At 77.2% G+C, this 13,913-nt stretch carries 16 protein-coding genes; 6 read left to right on the top strand and 10 right to left on the bottom strand.

From position 1 onward, the window contains the following. Nucleotides 1-18 precede the first annotated feature (18 nt). Nucleotides 19-993, bottom strand: a complete 975-nt coding sequence (locus tag ACZ3J7_RS18100; RefSeq protein WP_465621857.1) for a hypothetical protein — start codon at nucleotides 991-993, stop codon at nucleotides 19-21. Nucleotides 994-1,301: 308 nt separating this feature from the next. Between ACZ3J7_RS18100 and ACZ3J7_RS18105 the strand changes: the two genes are divergently transcribed. Beyond that, nucleotides 1,302-1,802 carry an SsgA family sporulation/cell division regulator gene (locus ACZ3J7_RS18105; protein WP_465621859.1) on the top strand — a complete coding sequence of 167 codons (501 nt, stop codon included), beginning with the start codon at nucleotides 1,302-1,304 and terminating at the stop codon, nucleotides 1,800-1,802. On the opposite strand, the gene ACZ3J7_RS18110 is transcribed toward ACZ3J7_RS18105, so the two are convergent. The 3 genes from ACZ3J7_RS18110 to ACZ3J7_RS18120 form a co-directional block, all read right to left on the bottom strand. Beyond that, nucleotides 1,721-3,049, bottom strand: coding sequence for a GAF domain-containing protein (locus tag ACZ3J7_RS18110; protein ID WP_465621861.1), 1,329 nt, complete (start codon nucleotides 3,047-3,049; stop codon nucleotides 1,721-1,723). The two genes, ACZ3J7_RS18105 and ACZ3J7_RS18110, sit on opposite strands and share 82 nt — an antisense overlap. Nucleotides 3,050-3,176: 127 nt before the next feature. After that, nucleotides 3,177-4,142 (bottom strand): M56 family metallopeptidase, encoded by a 966-nt coding sequence (locus ACZ3J7_RS18115; RefSeq protein WP_465621863.1) that lies wholly within the window; start codon nucleotides 4,140-4,142, stop codon nucleotides 3,177-3,179. Then, nucleotides 4,139-4,531, bottom strand: a complete 393-nt coding sequence (locus ACZ3J7_RS18120; RefSeq protein ID WP_465621865.1) for a BlaI/MecI/CopY family transcriptional regulator — start codon at nucleotides 4,529-4,531, stop codon at nucleotides 4,139-4,141. Before ACZ3J7_RS18120 ends, ACZ3J7_RS18115 begins: the two co-directional genes overlap by 4 nt. 185 nt (nucleotides 4,532-4,716) lie before the next feature. On the opposite strand from ACZ3J7_RS18120, the gene ACZ3J7_RS18125 reads away from it, so the two are divergent. From ACZ3J7_RS18125 to ACZ3J7_RS18145, 5 genes are all read left to right on the top strand, one after another. After that, a complete protein-coding gene (locus tag ACZ3J7_RS18125; RefSeq protein ID WP_465621867.1) occupies nucleotides 4,717-5,355 on the top strand; it encodes a phosphatase PAP2 family protein in 639 nt (212 codons plus the stop codon). Between the two features lie 119 nt (nucleotides 5,356-5,474). Then, nucleotides 5,475-5,987: a hypothetical protein gene (locus ACZ3J7_RS18130; protein WP_465621871.1), complete on the top strand. Its 513-nt coding sequence runs from the start codon at nucleotides 5,475-5,477 to the stop codon at nucleotides 5,985-5,987. A 116-nt stretch (nucleotides 5,988-6,103) separates the two neighbouring features. After that, nucleotides 6,104-7,225, top strand: coding sequence for a TIGR03364 family FAD-dependent oxidoreductase (locus tag ACZ3J7_RS18135; RefSeq protein WP_465621874.1), 1,122 nt, complete (start codon nucleotides 6,104-6,106; stop codon nucleotides 7,223-7,225). A gap of 52 nt (nucleotides 7,226-7,277) precedes the next feature. Continuing rightward, nucleotides 7,278-7,961 (top strand): phosphonatase-like hydrolase, encoded by a 684-nt coding sequence (locus ACZ3J7_RS18140; protein ID WP_465621877.1) that lies wholly within the window; start codon nucleotides 7,278-7,280, stop codon nucleotides 7,959-7,961. Nucleotides 7,962-8,059: 98 nt separating this feature from the next. After that, complete coding sequence (locus tag ACZ3J7_RS18145; protein WP_465621879.1) at nucleotides 8,060-9,310, top strand: glycoside hydrolase family 3 N-terminal domain-containing protein; 1,251 nt, start codon at nucleotides 8,060-8,062, stop codon at nucleotides 9,308-9,310. 15 nt (nucleotides 9,311-9,325) lie between these two features. Here ACZ3J7_RS18145 and ACZ3J7_RS18150 read toward each other — a convergent pair whose 3' ends face one another. The 6 genes from ACZ3J7_RS18150 to ACZ3J7_RS18175 form a co-directional block, all read right to left on the bottom strand. Further along, nucleotides 9,326-9,889, bottom strand: a complete 564-nt coding sequence (locus tag ACZ3J7_RS18150; RefSeq protein ID WP_465621882.1) for a DUF6584 family protein — start codon at nucleotides 9,887-9,889, stop codon at nucleotides 9,326-9,328. Between the two features lie 46 nt (nucleotides 9,890-9,935). Then, nucleotides 9,936-10,256 carry a DMT family transporter gene (locus ACZ3J7_RS18155; RefSeq protein WP_465621885.1) on the bottom strand — a complete coding sequence of 107 codons (321 nt, stop codon included), beginning with the start codon at nucleotides 10,254-10,256 and terminating at the stop codon, nucleotides 9,936-9,938. Beyond that, nucleotides 10,256-10,915 (bottom strand): HAD family hydrolase, encoded by a 660-nt coding sequence (locus tag ACZ3J7_RS18160; RefSeq protein WP_465621887.1) that lies wholly within the window; start codon nucleotides 10,913-10,915, stop codon nucleotides 10,256-10,258. Before ACZ3J7_RS18160 ends, ACZ3J7_RS18155 begins: the two co-directional genes overlap by 1 nt. A gap of 79 nt (nucleotides 10,916-10,994) precedes the next feature. Then, on the bottom strand, nucleotides 10,995-12,092 hold the full coding sequence (locus ACZ3J7_RS18165; protein ID WP_465621889.1) for an ABC transporter ATP-binding protein: 1,098 nt from the start codon (nucleotides 12,090-12,092) through the stop codon (nucleotides 10,995-10,997). Nucleotides 12,093-12,115: 23 nt separating this feature from the next. Then, complete coding sequence (locus tag ACZ3J7_RS18170) at nucleotides 12,116-12,937, bottom strand: ABC transporter permease (protein WP_465621891.1); 822 nt, start codon at nucleotides 12,935-12,937, stop codon at nucleotides 12,116-12,118. After that, the gene (locus tag ACZ3J7_RS18175; protein ID WP_465621893.1) at nucleotides 12,925-13,905 is read right to left on the bottom strand and encodes an ABC transporter permease; all 981 of its coding nucleotides are present in this window, start codon (nucleotides 13,903-13,905) and stop codon (nucleotides 12,925-12,927) included. Before ACZ3J7_RS18175 ends, ACZ3J7_RS18170 begins: the two co-directional genes overlap by 13 nt. Between the last annotated feature and the right edge of the window lie 8 nt (nucleotides 13,906-13,913).

The raw sequence follows: 13,913 nt of genomic DNA on the forward strand, positions 1-13,913 counted from the left end.
GCGGCTCGGGCCCGCCGCTCAGGCGAAGGCGCCGCGGGCGGCGACGGCCCGGGTGGTGGGGAGGGCGAAGGCGGAGGCGGTCCAGGTCTCGGCAGCGGCGGGGAGCGGGGTGGTGGCCGCGCCGGTGACGGTGAAGGTGTAGGTGCCGGGGCGCAGGGGGAGGTCCGGCGGGGTGGTGAAGCGGTACACCAGGGTGTCGCGTTCCAGGGCGATGGTGGGGACGGCGCCCGGGAGGTCGGTGGCGGGGGCGGTGCCGGGGAGGGTGGCGGGCCGGTTGAGGCGGAGCTCGACCTGGAGGGCGGTCATCGCCTCGTCCAGGGTGAGCCGCAGGGTGTGCCGGGTGCCGGTCGGGCCCAGGGCGTCCAGCCCGCTCTCGCCGCGCAGGGTGCGGGGCGGCAGGGCGGCGGCCGGCGGGGGCGTGCCGGTCGACGGCGAGGGGGAGGGGGTCGCGGACGGGCCCGGGGCCAGCGAGACCGGGCGGACCGCCGGGGCGGACGGGCCGCTCCCGGAGGGCGAGGGGCTCGCGGACGGGCTCGGGTCGGCCTCGGCGCTCGGCACGGCGGTGGAAGCGGCGGCGGAGGGCACGGTGGCGGAAGGCGCGGTGGGGGCCGGGGCGGAGGCCGCGGCCGGGTGCGGGCCGGGAGCCGGGGCGCCGGTGCGGCGGGGGCCCGGGACGGGGGAGTCGCCGACCGTGGGGACGGGCGCGGCCTGCACGGTCGGCGCGGGCGCGGAGCCGGCCGTCCCGGTGGGCGTCGGGTCCGGGCTGGGGACGGGCGGGCCGCCGACGGTCACGCCGACCCGGCGGGCGATCTGCTGCTGCTCGTTCAGCAGCCAGGTGGTGGCCAGGCTGATCCCGACCACGGTGGACATCGCCATCGCGGCGCCGGAGAACCGGATGGTGGGCAGCCGCAGCCGCCCGCCGAAGGGTCCGGGCCGGCCGTGCCGTCCCGACCGGCCCGTGGGCACGGGCCTGGAGTGCTCGCGGAGCGCCACCGGGCTCTCCCCTTCCTGGTACAGGTCCGCACGTGACGCCGCACCCCGCGCGTCGACCCCGAGGGGCCCGGACGAACGGGGCGGGAGGGACGAGACTACCAGCGGTATGACGGACCGCCAGATCCCGGGCGAAACCCGTGGACCGAATCGAGTCCCGCCCCGGCAGGGCGAGTTGGCGCCCGCCGCCGCGGCGACGGTGGCATGAAACGGCCACCCGGAACGGCCCGTGCAACCCCCTGCAACCGTTGCGGGAGGGGCGTGCGCCGGAGCACGCTGGAACGGTACCCAGCCGCTTCGGAGCGATCGTCATGCCGTGCGACCCCCTGCCCGCCCCTTCCGACCCGCCGACCGCCGCCACCCCCACGGGCGGCAGCCGGAACGGAGCCGCCGCACCCCCCGCGGCGGTGGAAGAGGTCCTGGAGCTGCGGATCGCGTTGGACCAGGACCTGGTCGGTGAGGTGCGCACCCGCTTCCGCTACGCGGCCGCCGCCCCGTACGAGGTGCGCCTGACCTTCCACCTGGGGCGACCCGACGAAGCGGACTGGGTATTCTCCCGTGACCTGCTGCGCGACGGCCTGCAGGCGCTCAGCGGGCAGGGCGACGTCAAGCTGTGGCCCGCGCACTGCCCCTGCCACGGCCCGACCCTGCACCTGGCGCTGCAGTCCCCGTACGGCAGCGCCCTGCTGGAGGCCCCGCAGGACCGGGTGCGGGCCTGGCTGGAACGCACCTACGCCGTGGTGCCGGACGGCAGCATCGGCGAACTGCTGCCCAGCGACGAGGAGTTGGCCGACCTGCTGGCCGGCGGCTGACGGGGGCCGGGGAGCCGGAGGGCGCCGTGGGCCAGGTCGGTCCGCAGCGCCCGGACGGTCGGCGAGAGCGAGCCCGGCAGCAGGTCGTCCGGGTCGTCCGGCCCGAGCACGGCGATCTCGGCGCAGGTCGTCAGCCGGTACGGGCGGGCCTCCAGCAGTGCGCCCAAGTAGCGTCGCAGCCGGGAGAGTTCGGCGCGGACGGTGACCGTGCGGGCCGGGTCGGCGAACAGCGCCTCGGCGAGCCGGGCGGCGCTCAGGCCGTCCCGGTGCAGGGCCAGCAGCAGGAGCAGTTCGGCGTGCCGCGGGCTCGGCGCGTGCGACCAGGCGCCCGCGCTGCCGCGCACCCGCAGCTCCGGGCGGTCCGGGCGGCGCAGGTCCAGCTCCAGCTCGGCGGACTCGGCCTGCTCGGCGAGCTCGGCCGGTCCCGGCGGCGCCGGGCGCACCAGCCAGCCGTCGGCCAGCGGCTCCACCACGCACTCGCCCAGCGTCGGCACCCAGCACACCCCGCCGGCGCCCCAGCTGTCCGGCGGCAGCGCGAGCCGGGGCGGTCCCGGCACGCCCACCGCGGCGGCCGTCCAGCCCGCGCCGTCCACCACCAGCGCCGGCCCGCCGAAACGCGCCAGCAGCGGCACCGCGACCGTCCGCAGCCGGTGCAGCGCCTCCAGGTGCCCGGCCCGCAGCTCGGTCTCGGCCAGCCGGGCCGCGGTCGCGGTCAGCTGCCGCAGGTAGGGGTGGCCGTCGGCGGCCGGGCCGCTCAGGTTCACCACGCCCGCCAGCCGGCCGGTGCGCGGGTCGCGGACCGGCACCGCCACGCACGTCCAGCCCCGGTGGCTGTGCAGGTAGTGCTCGACCGAGTGCACGGTGCTCGGGCGGGCGGTGCGGGCGGCCAGGCCGATGCCGTTGGTGCCGACCTCGTCCTCCGACCAGAGCGCGCCCGGGCCGAAGCCCAGCGCGTCGGCCTCCCGTTTCAGCCGGTGCTCGCCGTCCCACCACAGGATCCGGGCCTTCGGGTCGGCCACCGCGAGCAGCACCGGCGCGGAGTCGCCGGTCGGGAAGAGCGTGGAGCGCAGCACCGGCAGCACCTGCTCCAGGCCGGCCGCGCGGCGGACCTCCTCCAGCTCGGCCGGCCGCAGCCGGGGGGCGGTGCGGGCGCGCTCGGGGTCCAGTCCGAGACGGCGCAGCCGCGCCCAGGAGTCGCCGATCTCCGGCCGGGCGGGCAGTGTCCCGCCGCCTCCGATCCGCCGCATGCCATCCCCCGTCTCACGGTCCGGTCTGCCAGCCTAAGGGCGGTCGGGGGGGACACGCCGGGGCGGGAAAAAGAGTCGCCAGGGGTCCGAGAGATGATGCAGACTGGTCTGTTTTCCCGGGGTGGGGTCAGGGGCTCTGGGCGGTCTCGACGCTCTCGTGGAGGTCGTGGCCGGCCTCGGCGGCGGCCGCGGTGGCGGTGGTGAGGCAGCAGGCGAGGGCGAGGGCGGCGAGGAGGCGCAGCGGGCGGCGGGGGCGGCCCGGGGCGGGGGCGGTGAGGAGGGCGCGGACGCGGCGCGGGACCGGGCCGGTGGTGGCGGCGGGGGTGAGGCGGGGGCGGGGGTCGGCGGGGCGGCGGGCGGCGGCGAGGGCGGCGCGGCCGATCGCGCGGGCGGTGAGGGCGCGGTCGCCGACGGCGGTGGCGGCGCACTCGTCGGCCCAGCGTTCCAGGTGGTAGCCGAGGGCGGGGCGCAGCGGGCGCAGGGCGGGGTGGCAGGCGGCGGCGTACTCGGCGGCGGCGAGCAGCAGGTGGTGGCGGCCGGCCAGGTGGGCGCGCTCGTGGGCGAGCAGGGCGGCGCGTTCGGGGGCGGTGAGGGCGGCGAGCATGCCGGTGGTGGCGACGATCCGGGGCGGGCGGCCGGGCAGCGCGTACGCGTCGGCGCGGTCGTCGGTGAGGACGGTGAGGACGGGGGCGGTCGGGCCCGGGACGCGCGGCCCGGCCGGGTCGGCGCTGGCGGCGGCCCGGGCCCGGCGCAGGTCGGTGTACTGGTGGTGGGCGGTGCGGGCGGCCAGCCCGGCGGCGGCGAGCAGGGCGGCGCCGGCGCCGGCGGCGGCGGGCAGCCACTCCGGGCCAAAGAGCGCGGCGGGGTGCCGGTGCGCGGGGGAGAGGTGGGCGAGCGCGGCGCCGTACGGCAGGTGGAGCAGGCCGGTGACGGTGAGCAGGCCGAGCGAGGCCAGGGCGGCGGTGCCGAGGGCGACGGCGGTGGCGGCCAGGGTGAGGGCGGCGGCGCGCGGGGCGAGCTGCTCGGCGAGCCGGCGGGCGAGCGGGGCGGCCAGGAGCGGGAGCAGCAGCGGGGCCCAGACGGCGATGGTCACGGCTGCTCCCCGAGCAGGTCGCGGAGCAGCCGTTCGTCCTCGTCGGAGAGGTCGGAGACGAAGCGGGCGAGCACGGTGGAGCGGTCGCGGCCGCGTTCGAGCTCGGTGCGCATCCGGCGGGCGGCGAGGCCGTCGGCGTCCTGGACGGTCGGGGTGTAGGCGAAGGCGCGACCGGCCCTGGTGCGGGTCAGGGTCCCCTTCTCGTGCAGCCGGGCGAGGAGGGTGGCGACCGTGGTGCGGGCCAGGTCGGCGGTGATGGCGCGCTGCACCTGCTGCGGGGTGAGCGGCTGGCCGGCGGCCCAGAGGACGGCCAGGACCTGGGCTTCGAGCTCGCCCGCGGGGCGACGGGCGGGCGGGCCGGTCGGGGCGTCCGTCGTGTCGTCCGTCATGTCGCGCGAACCTCCGGGATTCGTCTACAGTCCTGTCGACGTCTACAGGACTGTAGACGCTGGGGTGCGCCCCCGCGCGGACGCCCCCCAACGTAACGGGAGGTCCGCCAGCCTTGCCCCTGACCCCGCTCCCCGGAGCCGTGAGCGAGCCGTCCGCCTCGCCCGTTCTGGTACATGTTGTCCCTGTGATCCCGAATGTTCATCCCCCCGCCCGCCTGCTCGCCTACGACGGCAGCGGCATCGACGGCGGCCTCTACACCCGGGTCACCGGGTGGGCCGAGGCCGCGCCGCACTGGCTCGACCGGCTGGTCGAGGAGTGGTCCGCGCTCGGCCTCGCGGTGTTCGCGCTGCTGATGGTGTGGGCTTGGTGGCGGGCCCGGGCCGCCGACCCGGTGGTGATGGCCCGGGTGCTGGCCGCGCCGCTGGTCGTGGTCGCCGCCTACCTGGCCAACTCGGTGCTGAAGTCGCTGGTCGAGGAGGTCCGGCCGTGCCGGCAGATCCCCGCCACGGTGCCGCTGGAGGCCTGCCCGCCGCCCGGCGACTGGTCGTTCCCCAGCAACCACACGGTGGCCGCGTTCGCCGCCGCCACCGCGCTCTGGTACGCCGACCGCAGGCTCGGCCGGATCGCGCTGCTCGCCGCCGTGCTGATGGGCGCCTCCCGGGTCTGGGTCGGCGCGCACTACCCGCACGACGTGCTGGCCGCCGCACTGGTCGGCGTCCTGGTCGCCGCCCCGCTGACGCTGCTGGCCGGCCGGGCCGCGCCGCTGGTCCAGCGGCTGCGCGGCGGCCCGCTGGGCCCCGTGCTGGGGGCCGGAACGGCCTGAGCGCGCGGGCCGGCCGGCCCCTTGTGCCGCCGCGCCGCGCGGCGGGAGCATGTGGGCCGGGCGGGGGCGGCGCCCCCGCCCGGCCCGCTTTTTCCTGCAGCTCCGCGGAGGGACGCGCCATGCCGTACCGACTCGACGTCATCCAGGGGAACTGGCCCGCGGACGCGCTCGGGACGGGGGTGGAGGGCCTGCTCGCCGACAGCACGGTGCTGAGCCTGGCCACCGCCGGGCACGAGCGCGGACCGCACGCCAACCTGGCCTTCTACGCCTTCGACTCCGACCTGGTGCTGTACTTCGTCAGCGAGCGCTCCACCCGGCACAGCCTGCACCTGGCCGAGGAGGCCCGGGCCGCCGCCACCGTCCACCTGCCGCCCGCCGGGTACGGCGAGGGGCTGCGCGGCGTCCAGCTCACCGGCAGCGCGGGCGAGGCCTGGGGCCGGCAGGCCGAGGCGGCGCTGGCCGCCTACCGCGGCCGCTACCCGGCGTTCGCCGCCGACCCCGCGGCGGCCGCGGACTTCCTGGCGGGCCGCGGCCCGGCCGCGCTGTACCGCTTCCAGGTGGAGGAGCTGACCGCCGTGGACGAACCGAGGTTCGGCCGGCGCGAGTACCTGCACGCGCGCGTCCTGCGCTGAGCGGCGGGCCCGGGGCGCCGGGGCGGCCAGGTTGTATGGACAACTCTTGCGGGCGGTTCACTTCCGCGACGAGGTCCGGACGACTGGCGGCCACCTCGGCGCCCGAGCCTGTCCGCATGAGAGTCATCGTCGTAGGAGCGGGCGTGCTGGGCACCATGCACGCCTGGCAGGCAGTCGAACGCGGCCACGAGGTCGTCCACCTGGAACGCGAGACCGAGGCCCGCGGCGCCTCCGTCCGCAACTTCGGCCTGGTCTGGGTCAGCGGCCGCGCCGCCGGCCGGGAGCTGGACGTCGCACTGCGCGCCCGCGAACTCTGGGAGGGCATCGGCGCCCGCGTCCCCGGCCTGGGCTTCCGGCCCAACGGCTCGCTCACCCTGGCCCGCACCGCCGCCGAACTCGCCGTCGCCGAAGCCGCGCTGAAGCTCCCCGACGCGGAGGCCCGCGGCTACCGGCTGCTCGACGCCGCCGAGGTCCGCGCCCTCAACCCCGCGCTGCGCGGCGACCACCTGGCCGGCCTGCACTGCGCCCGCGACGCCGCCGTCGAACCCCGCACCGCCCAACCCGCGCTGCGCGCCGCACTGGAGGCCACCGGCCGCTACACCTTCCTGCCCGGGCGCGAGGTCCGCGACCTGGTCGGCGAACGCGCCGTCCGCGACGACCACGGACAGCTGCACGAGGGCGACCTCGTCCTGCTCTGCACCGGCGCCTGGCTCGGCGGCCTCGTCCGCGAACTCGCCCCCGACCTGCCGGTCCGCCGCGTCCGCCTCCAGATGATGCAGACCGACCCGCTCGGCGAGACCCTCACCACCTCCGTCGCCGACGGCGACTCCTTCCGCTACTACCCCGCCTTCGCCAGCCCCGAACTGGACGCCCTGCGGGCCGGCCAGCCGCAACCCGCCGTCGCCGCCGAGCACCGGATGCAGCTGCTCATGGTGCAGCGGCAGGACGGCGGACTCACCGTCGGCGACACCCACGAGTACGACCAGCCCTTCGGCTTCGACGTCGTCGAGGACCCGTACGACCACCTCGCCGCCGTCGCCCGCGACCTGCTCGGCCGCCCGCTGCCCCGGATCCGCCGCCGCTGGGCCGGCGTCTACGCCCAGTGCACCGACCCGGGCCTGGTCGTCCACCGGCAGCGGCTCACCGACGGCGCCTGGCTGGTGACCGGGCCCGGCGGACGCGGGATGACCTGCTCGCCGGCCATCGCCGAGACGACCGCGGACGCGGCCGGGCTCTGAACGCCCGCCCGTAGGGGCCCGGAGGGGCCCACCGATACACGTGAGGACGAACATGACCACGCACGAAGTGACCCTGGTGGTGCTCGACATGGCCGGCACCACCGTCGCCGACGACGGACTGGTGGAGCTGGCGTTCGCCGCCGCCGCGCGGACCCAGGGGGTGGAGACCGGCAGCCCGGAGCATGCCGCGATGCTGGCGCACGTCCGGGCGACGATGGGGGAGTCGAAGATCTCGGTGTTCCGGCACCTGTTCGGCGACGAGGACCGGGCGCAGGGAGCCAACCTCGCGTTCGAGGCCGCGTACGAGGAACAGGTCGACCAGGGGCGGTGCGCGGCGCTGCCGGGGGCGGCCGAGACGATCGCCGAACTGCGCGGGCGGGGACGGAAGGTGGCGCTCACCACCGGGTTCTCCCGCACCACCCAGGACCGGATCCTGGACGCGCTCGGCTGGCGGGAGATCGCCGACCTGACGCTCTGCCCGGCCGACGCCGGACGCGGCCGGCCCTACCCCGACCTGGCGCTCGCCGCCCTGCTGCGGACCCGCACCGACTCGGTGCGGCAGGTCGCGGTGGTCGGCGACACCGGCTACGACATGCTCACCGGCACCCGGGCCGGCGCCTCGGTGGTGGCCGGAGTGCTCACCGGGGCCCACGACGAGGCCCGGCTGCGGGCCGACGGGGCGACCCACGTGCTCGCCTCGGTCGCCGACCTGCCCGGGCTGCTGGCCGACCGCTGACCGCCGACCGCCCGTCGCGCGGCCCCGGTGGCGTCCCGGCGACGCCCCGGGGCCGCGCGGTGCTGGTCCGGGCCGCCCCCGCGTGCTTACCTGGGGGCATGCTGCGGTCACTGCGTTCGCTCGGCGCACTCACCCTCGGACTGGCGCTGCTCACCGGCTGCGGCTCCCCCGGCGGCAGCGGCGGCGCCCCCTCCACCGGCCCCGGGACGGCGACCGGCGGCAGCGCCGGACCCAGCGCGAGCCCCACCACCGAGAGCCCCGACCCGACCCCCAGCCCGTCCCCGTCCCCGACCCCCAGCCCCACGCCCACCCCGACCCCGTCGCCGTCCCCCACCGCGCGGGCGGGCGACGCCGAGCTGGCCGGGCGGCGGATCGTCTACTCGTACCCCGGCACCACCGTCCCCGAGGCGCTGCTGCAACGGGTGCGCCAGGGCCGGGTCGCCGGAGTGATCTTCTTCGCCGAGAACGTCGGCGGCGACGCCGGCGCGCTGCGCACCGCGGTGACCCGGCTGCGCGAGGCCGAGGCGCAGAGCCCCGACCCGCGCGCGCTGCTGCTGATGACCGACCAGGAGGGCGGAGTGGTCCGGCGGGTGCCCGGCGGGCCCGAGCGGTCCGCGAAGGACGTCGGCCGGGCCGCCGACCCGGTCGCCGCCGCCACCAGCACCGGGCGGGAGGCCGCCGCCGCACTCACCCGGTACGGCCTCAACCTCAACCTCGCCCCCGTGCTGGACGTCTACCGCACCCCCGGCGACTTCGCCGACTCCGCGCAGCGCTCCTACAGCAGCGACCCCGCCACCGTCGGCAGGCTCGGCTCCGCCTTCCTCAAGGCCCAGCAGGACGCCGGGGTCGCCGCCACCGCCAAGCACTTCCCCGGCCTCGGCAGCGCCCCCGCCGGCGCCAACACCGACGAGCGGCCCGTCACCCTGGACGTCCCGCTCGACCAGCTGCGCGGCGTCGACGAACGCCCCTACCGGGACGCGATCGCCGCCGACGTCAAACTGGTGATGTTCTCCTGGGCGGTCTACCCCGGACTCGACCCCGACCGCCCCGCCGGGATGTCCGGCTCGATCGTCCGCGACGAGCTGCGCACCCGCCTGCACTACGACGGCGTCACCGTCACCGACGCGCTGGAGGCCAAGGCCCTCGACCCCTTCGGCGGCACCGGGCAGCGCGCCCTCGCCGTCGCGCACGCCGGCGTCGACCTGCTGCTCTGCTCCGGCCGGGACGTCGCCCAGGGCGACGCGGCCGCGGCCGCGCTCACCGCCGCGCTCGGCACCGGCGAACTCGACCGGGACGACTTCACCGCCTCCGCGCACCGGGTCGACGCGCTCCGCGGAACGCTCCGGTAGCGGGCGGCGCGGGCGTCAGGCGAGCAGCCGTACGGCCAGCACGAGCAGGGCCAGCGCCCAGAAGACCAGCGCGGTGAGGCGCAACGCGGCGCGCTGGGGCGGGAGTTCGGGCTTGCGGTCGGCCGGGTCGTAGGGCAGCCGGACGGGCGGGCGGGCGGGTGGGCGGACCGGCGGGCGGACGGGGGCCGGGGTCGCGGCGTCCTCCGGGTGGTCGGGCCAGTCGGGGGCGGTGCCGGTGGCCTCGCGGTGGAGGGCGGCGAGGCGGCGGCGGGCCGGCGGGGTGGGCGGCGGGTTGCGGGCGGGGTCGGGCCAGCGCAGCAGAGCCAGCCGTCGGGCCGGGTCGCGGAAGCGCCGCTCGAAGGCGGCGAGTTCGGCGGGGGTCAGCGCCTCGTCCAGGTAGTTCCAGCGGCCGGCTTCGTCCAGGTGCCCGGTCAGGCGGTACGCGTCGGCGAGCCGGCGGCGGACCGCCAGGTCGGTCGGGCGGCCGGACAGCAGGCCGTGCAGCCGCAGCCGGGCCTGCGGGTGGCGGCCCTCCCGCAGTTCGGCCGCGGCCCTGGCCAGGGTGGATTCGACGCTCATGACCCCGGATCGTCGCCGCCCGCCGGGGCCGGGTCAAGCCGCGAGGTCAGTGCGCCGGGCGGAGGTTGAGCAGCACCACGCCGACGATCACCAGGGCGATCCCGCACCACTGCGGGCGGCCCAGCGGCTCGCCGAGGAAGAGCGCGCCGATCGCCGCGACCGCCGCCGTGCCCGCGCCCGACCAGACCGCGTACGCCACCGAGACCGGCAGGTGCTTCAACGCGCGCCCGAGCAGGGCGAAGGAGAGCACGTAGCCGGCCGCGACGGCCAGGCTCGGCCACGGCCGGGAGAAGCCGTCGGTGAGCTTGAGCAGGCTGGTCGCGCAGACCTCGCTCGCTATCGCCAGGGCCAGCAGGACGTACGGCATCAGGCGGCGGTCAGGGCGGCGAGGAAGGGCAGGTCGGCGCGCTCCAGGCTGTCCAGCACGGTGGTGCCCGCCACCGCCGGGATCGGGACGGTGGACGGCACCGCCAGCACCGCGCAGCCCGCGGCGCGGGCCGAGGCGACGCCGGTCGGGGTGTCCTCGACGGCCACGCACACCGCCGGGGCCAGGCCCAGGCGCTCGGCCGCCGCCAGGTACGGGTCCGGGGCGGGCTTGGTGCGGGGGGTGTCCTCGGCGGCGAGCGTGGTGCTGAACCAGTGGGCGCCGAGCGCGTCCAGCACCAGGTCGACCACCCGGCGCGGGGACGCCGAGACCAGCGCCGTCGGCACCCCCGCCGCGCGCAGCGCCGCGAGCAGGGCCAGCGCGCCCGGGCGCGGGACGGTCCGCGCCGCGACCTTCGCGGCGAACGACTCGTTCAGGCGCTCCACCAGCTCGGCCTCCGGGCGGGCGGTGCGGCTGCCGCGGCGCAGGTGGGCGGCGGTGTGCTCGACGGCCCGGCCGAGGACGTCCGGGAGGTCGTCGTCGGTCAGGGCGAGGCCCAGATCGGCGGCGAGTTCGGCCGCGGCCTGCCACCACAGGTGCTCGGTGTCGACCAGGGTGCCGTCCATGTCGAAGAGGACGGCGGCGGGACGGGGTGCAGGCATGGCGGTACCTTACGGGGTTCTCCGGGCGCGGAGGGCCGGTCGGACGGGCCAACTGGCGCGCGGCGGGCGGGTGTCGGGGTCAGGGGGCGGTGGTCGGGGCGCGGTCGACCAGGACGGGGCGGGCGGGGAGGGTGAGGGTGGCGCGGCTGCCGAGGGGGAGGGTGGCGGCGGTCTCGGTGGGGAGGTCGGACTTGACCTCGGTGCCGTCGGCGAGGCGGACGGTGAGGCGGGTGACGGCGCCGAGGAAGGAGGCGGCGACGACCAGGGCGTCGCCCTCGGCGGCGGGGGCCAGGCCGACGTGCTCCGGGCGGACCAGGACGTGCAGGTCGCCGCCGGCGGGGAGGGCGCCGTCCACGGGGTGGCGGCGGCCGAGCACCTCGACCTCGCCGTCGGCGGTGCGCGCGCACGGGACCCGGCTCATCGTGCCGACGAACTCGGCGACGAACGCGGTGGTCGGCCGGGAGTACAACTCCGAAGGCGTGGCGCACTGTTCGAGGCGGCCGGCGCGCAGGACGGCGACCCGGTCGGCCATCGAGAGGGCCTCCTCCTGGTCGTGGGTGACGAACAGGGTGGTGATGCCGAGCTCCTGCTGCAGGCGGCGGATCTCCTCGCGCAGCGCGAGCCGGACCTTTGCGTCGAGGGCGGAGAGCGGCTCGTCCAGCAGCAGGACGCGCGGCTGGAGGGCGAGCGCGCGGGCCAGCGCGATGCGCTGCTGCTGGCCGCCGGACATCTGGTGCGGGTAGTGGCCGGCCCGCTGCGGGAGGCCGACGAGTTCCAGCAACTCCTGGGCTCGGCGCTGCCGTTCGGCCTTTCCGGCGCCGCGCATCCGCAGGCCGAAGGAGACGTTCTCGGCGGCGGTGAGGTGCGGGAAGAGGCTGTACGACTGGAACACCATGCCGGCGTCGCGCCGGTGCGCGGGGATCCGGGTGATGTCCTCGCCGTCGACCAGCACCTCGCCGGAGTCGTGCGTCTCGAAGCCGGCCAGGATCCGCAGCGCGGTGGTCTTGCCGCAGCCGGACGGGCCGAGCAGGGCGAGCAGTTCGCCCGGGCGGACGGTCAGGTCGAGGCCGTCCAGGGCGGTGGTGGTGCCGAACGTCCGCCGCAGCGAACGGAATTCGACGGTGGCGCTGCCGGTGGCGGCGGCGCCCTCGGTACGGGGGGTGGTGGCGGTGCTCATGGGTGGCGGTCTCCGTGGGCGTTTCAGGGGGCGGTCTTGTGGCGGCGCTCGCGGCCGGCGGCGGCCAGCAGGAGCAGCAGCACCCAGGTGATCAGCAGGCTGAGCACGGACACCGCGACGGACATCTGGCCCTGGCTGTTGCCGACCGAGTAGATCCACACGGCGAAGGGCTGGTAGCCGAGGATCGAGGCGGTGGTGAACTCGCCCAGGACCAGGGCCAGGGTGAGGAACGCGGCGTTCAGCAGCGCGCCGCGCAGGTTCGGCACGACCACCGAGAGCACGGCCCGCGGCCAGCTCGCGCCGCAGTTGCGGGCCGCCTCGACCAGGGTGCGCACGTCCACCGCGCGCAGCCCGGAGTCCAGCGCCCGATAGGCCAGCGGCAGGGCCATCAGGACGTACGCGACGACCAGGACCAGCGGGAACTCCGGCCGCTGGACGAACACGAAGGTCTGGAAGAACGGCGTGTCCATCAGGTGGTCCGGGCCCCAGCGCAGCACGCCGATCAGGCCGGCGGTCAGCGCGACCGGCGGCACCACCAGCGGCAGGGTGCAGACCACTTCGAGCACCGGGCGCAGCCTCGGCGCGCCGAGCCGGACCGCGATCATCGCGGGCACCAGCAGGAGCAGCAGCACCACGACGGTGACGGCGGCGAGCTCCAGGGTCAGCACCAGGCTGTCGGTGAAGCCGGGCGCGGAGAGCAGGCCGGTGTAGGCGTCGAAGGAGATCCCGTCCCGGTCGTCGATCGAGAACCAGACCGAGGCGGCCATCGGGACCAGGAAGTACAGGCCGGCCAGCAGCAGGACCGCGCCGCGCCAGACCCGCAGGCGGGAGATCAGCTGAGCCATCGGGCACTCCGGCGCTGGAGGGGCAGGTACACGGCCATCACCAGGACGGCGACGATGATCATGTCGAGGCTGAGCGCCAGCGCCAGGTTGCCCTGGCCGACCAGCACGTTGCCGGAGAGCGCGTCGGCGATCTGCCGGCTGATCAGCGGGACGGTCGCGCCGACCATCGCGGCGGCGGTGGCGTACGCGGCGAACGCCGAGCCGAACAGCAGCACGAAGCCGCCGAGCAGCGAGGGGAACAGGATCGGCAGCGCGACGTGCCGCCAGTACTGCAGCGCGGTGGCCCGGTTGTTCCGGGCCGCCTCGCGCCACTGGACGCGCAGGCCCTCCAGGGCGGGGGCGATGGTCAGCACCATCAGCGGCACCAGGAAGTACAGGTAGGTGACGGTCAGGCCGGTGAAGCTGTACAGCGACCAGCCGTGGTCGGTCAGGTGGAACATCCTGGTGATCTCGCCCGCGTTGCCGAGGGTCGCGACGAAGGCGAACGCCAGCGGCAGGCCGCCGAAGTTGGCGAGCACGCCGGAGGCGGTCAGCACCGCCTCGCGCAGCAGCCGGAACCGGGAGGTCAGCACGGCCTGGGCGATCGGGACGCCCAGCACGGTGCCGATCAGCGCGGTCAGCGCGGACAGCTTCACGCTGGACAGCAGCGCCGTCCAGTACGCGCCCTGCACCGAGTCGGTCAGGTTGGCGGTGGTGAACGAGCCGGCGCCGCTCTCCGCGTCGCCGGAGACGGTGAACGCCCCGGTGACGATGGCGACGGCGGGCAGGCCGAAACCGACCAGGAAGAAGGCCAGCAGCGGCACGGTGGCCAGCCAGGCGCCGCCGCGCGGACGGCGGCGGCGGACGGGCGGCGGCACGGCGGGGGAGGTGGCGGGGGAGGCGGGGGCGGTGGCGGTGCCGGGGGCGCCCGGGCCGCCGCTGGGGTCAGCGGCGGCCGGGGCCGGCACCGGGGTGGGAGCCGTGGTCATGTCGGTGA

This window comes from Kitasatospora sp. NPDC015121 (assembly GCF_055562955.1).

Coding starts and splice junctions, on each gene's coding strand:
- ACZ3J7_RS18105 (WP_465621859.1), top strand. CDS start 1,302: ATGCCGTGCGACCCCCTGCCCGCCCCTTCCGACCCGCCGACCGCCGCC.
- ACZ3J7_RS18110 (WP_465621861.1), bottom strand. CDS start 3,049: ATGCGGCGGATCGGAGGCGGCGGGACACTGCCCGCCCGGCCGGAGATC.
- ACZ3J7_RS18120 (WP_465621865.1), bottom strand. CDS start 4,531: ATGACGGACGACACGACGGACGCCCCGACCGGCCCGCCCGCCCGTCGC.
- ACZ3J7_RS18130 (WP_465621871.1), top strand. CDS start 5,475: ATGCCGTACCGACTCGACGTCATCCAGGGGAACTGGCCCGCGGACGCG.
- ACZ3J7_RS18135 (WP_465621874.1), top strand. CDS start 6,104: ATGAGAGTCATCGTCGTAGGAGCGGGCGTGCTGGGCACCATGCACGCC.
- ACZ3J7_RS18140 (WP_465621877.1), top strand. CDS start 7,278: ATGACCACGCACGAAGTGACCCTGGTGGTGCTCGACATGGCCGGCACC.
- ACZ3J7_RS18145 (WP_465621879.1), top strand. CDS start 8,060: ATGCTGCGGTCACTGCGTTCGCTCGGCGCACTCACCCTCGGACTGGCG.
- ACZ3J7_RS18150 (WP_465621882.1), bottom strand. CDS start 9,889: ATGAGCGTCGAATCCACCCTGGCCAGGGCCGCGGCCGAACTGCGGGAG.
- ACZ3J7_RS18155 (WP_465621885.1), bottom strand. CDS start 10,256: ATGCCGTACGTCCTGCTGGCCCTGGCGATAGCGAGCGAGGTCTGCGCG.
- ACZ3J7_RS18160 (WP_465621887.1), bottom strand. CDS start 10,915: ATGCCTGCACCCCGTCCCGCCGCCGTCCTCTTCGACATGGACGGCACC.
- ACZ3J7_RS18165 (WP_465621889.1), bottom strand. CDS start 12,092: ATGAGCACCGCCACCACCCCCCGTACCGAGGGCGCCGCCGCCACCGGC.
- ACZ3J7_RS18170 (WP_465621891.1), bottom strand. CDS start 12,937: ATGGCTCAGCTGATCTCCCGCCTGCGGGTCTGGCGCGGCGCGGTCCTG.
- ACZ3J7_RS18175 (WP_465621893.1), bottom strand. CDS start 13,905: ATGACCACGGCTCCCACCCCGGTGCCGGCCCCGGCCGCCGCTGACCCC.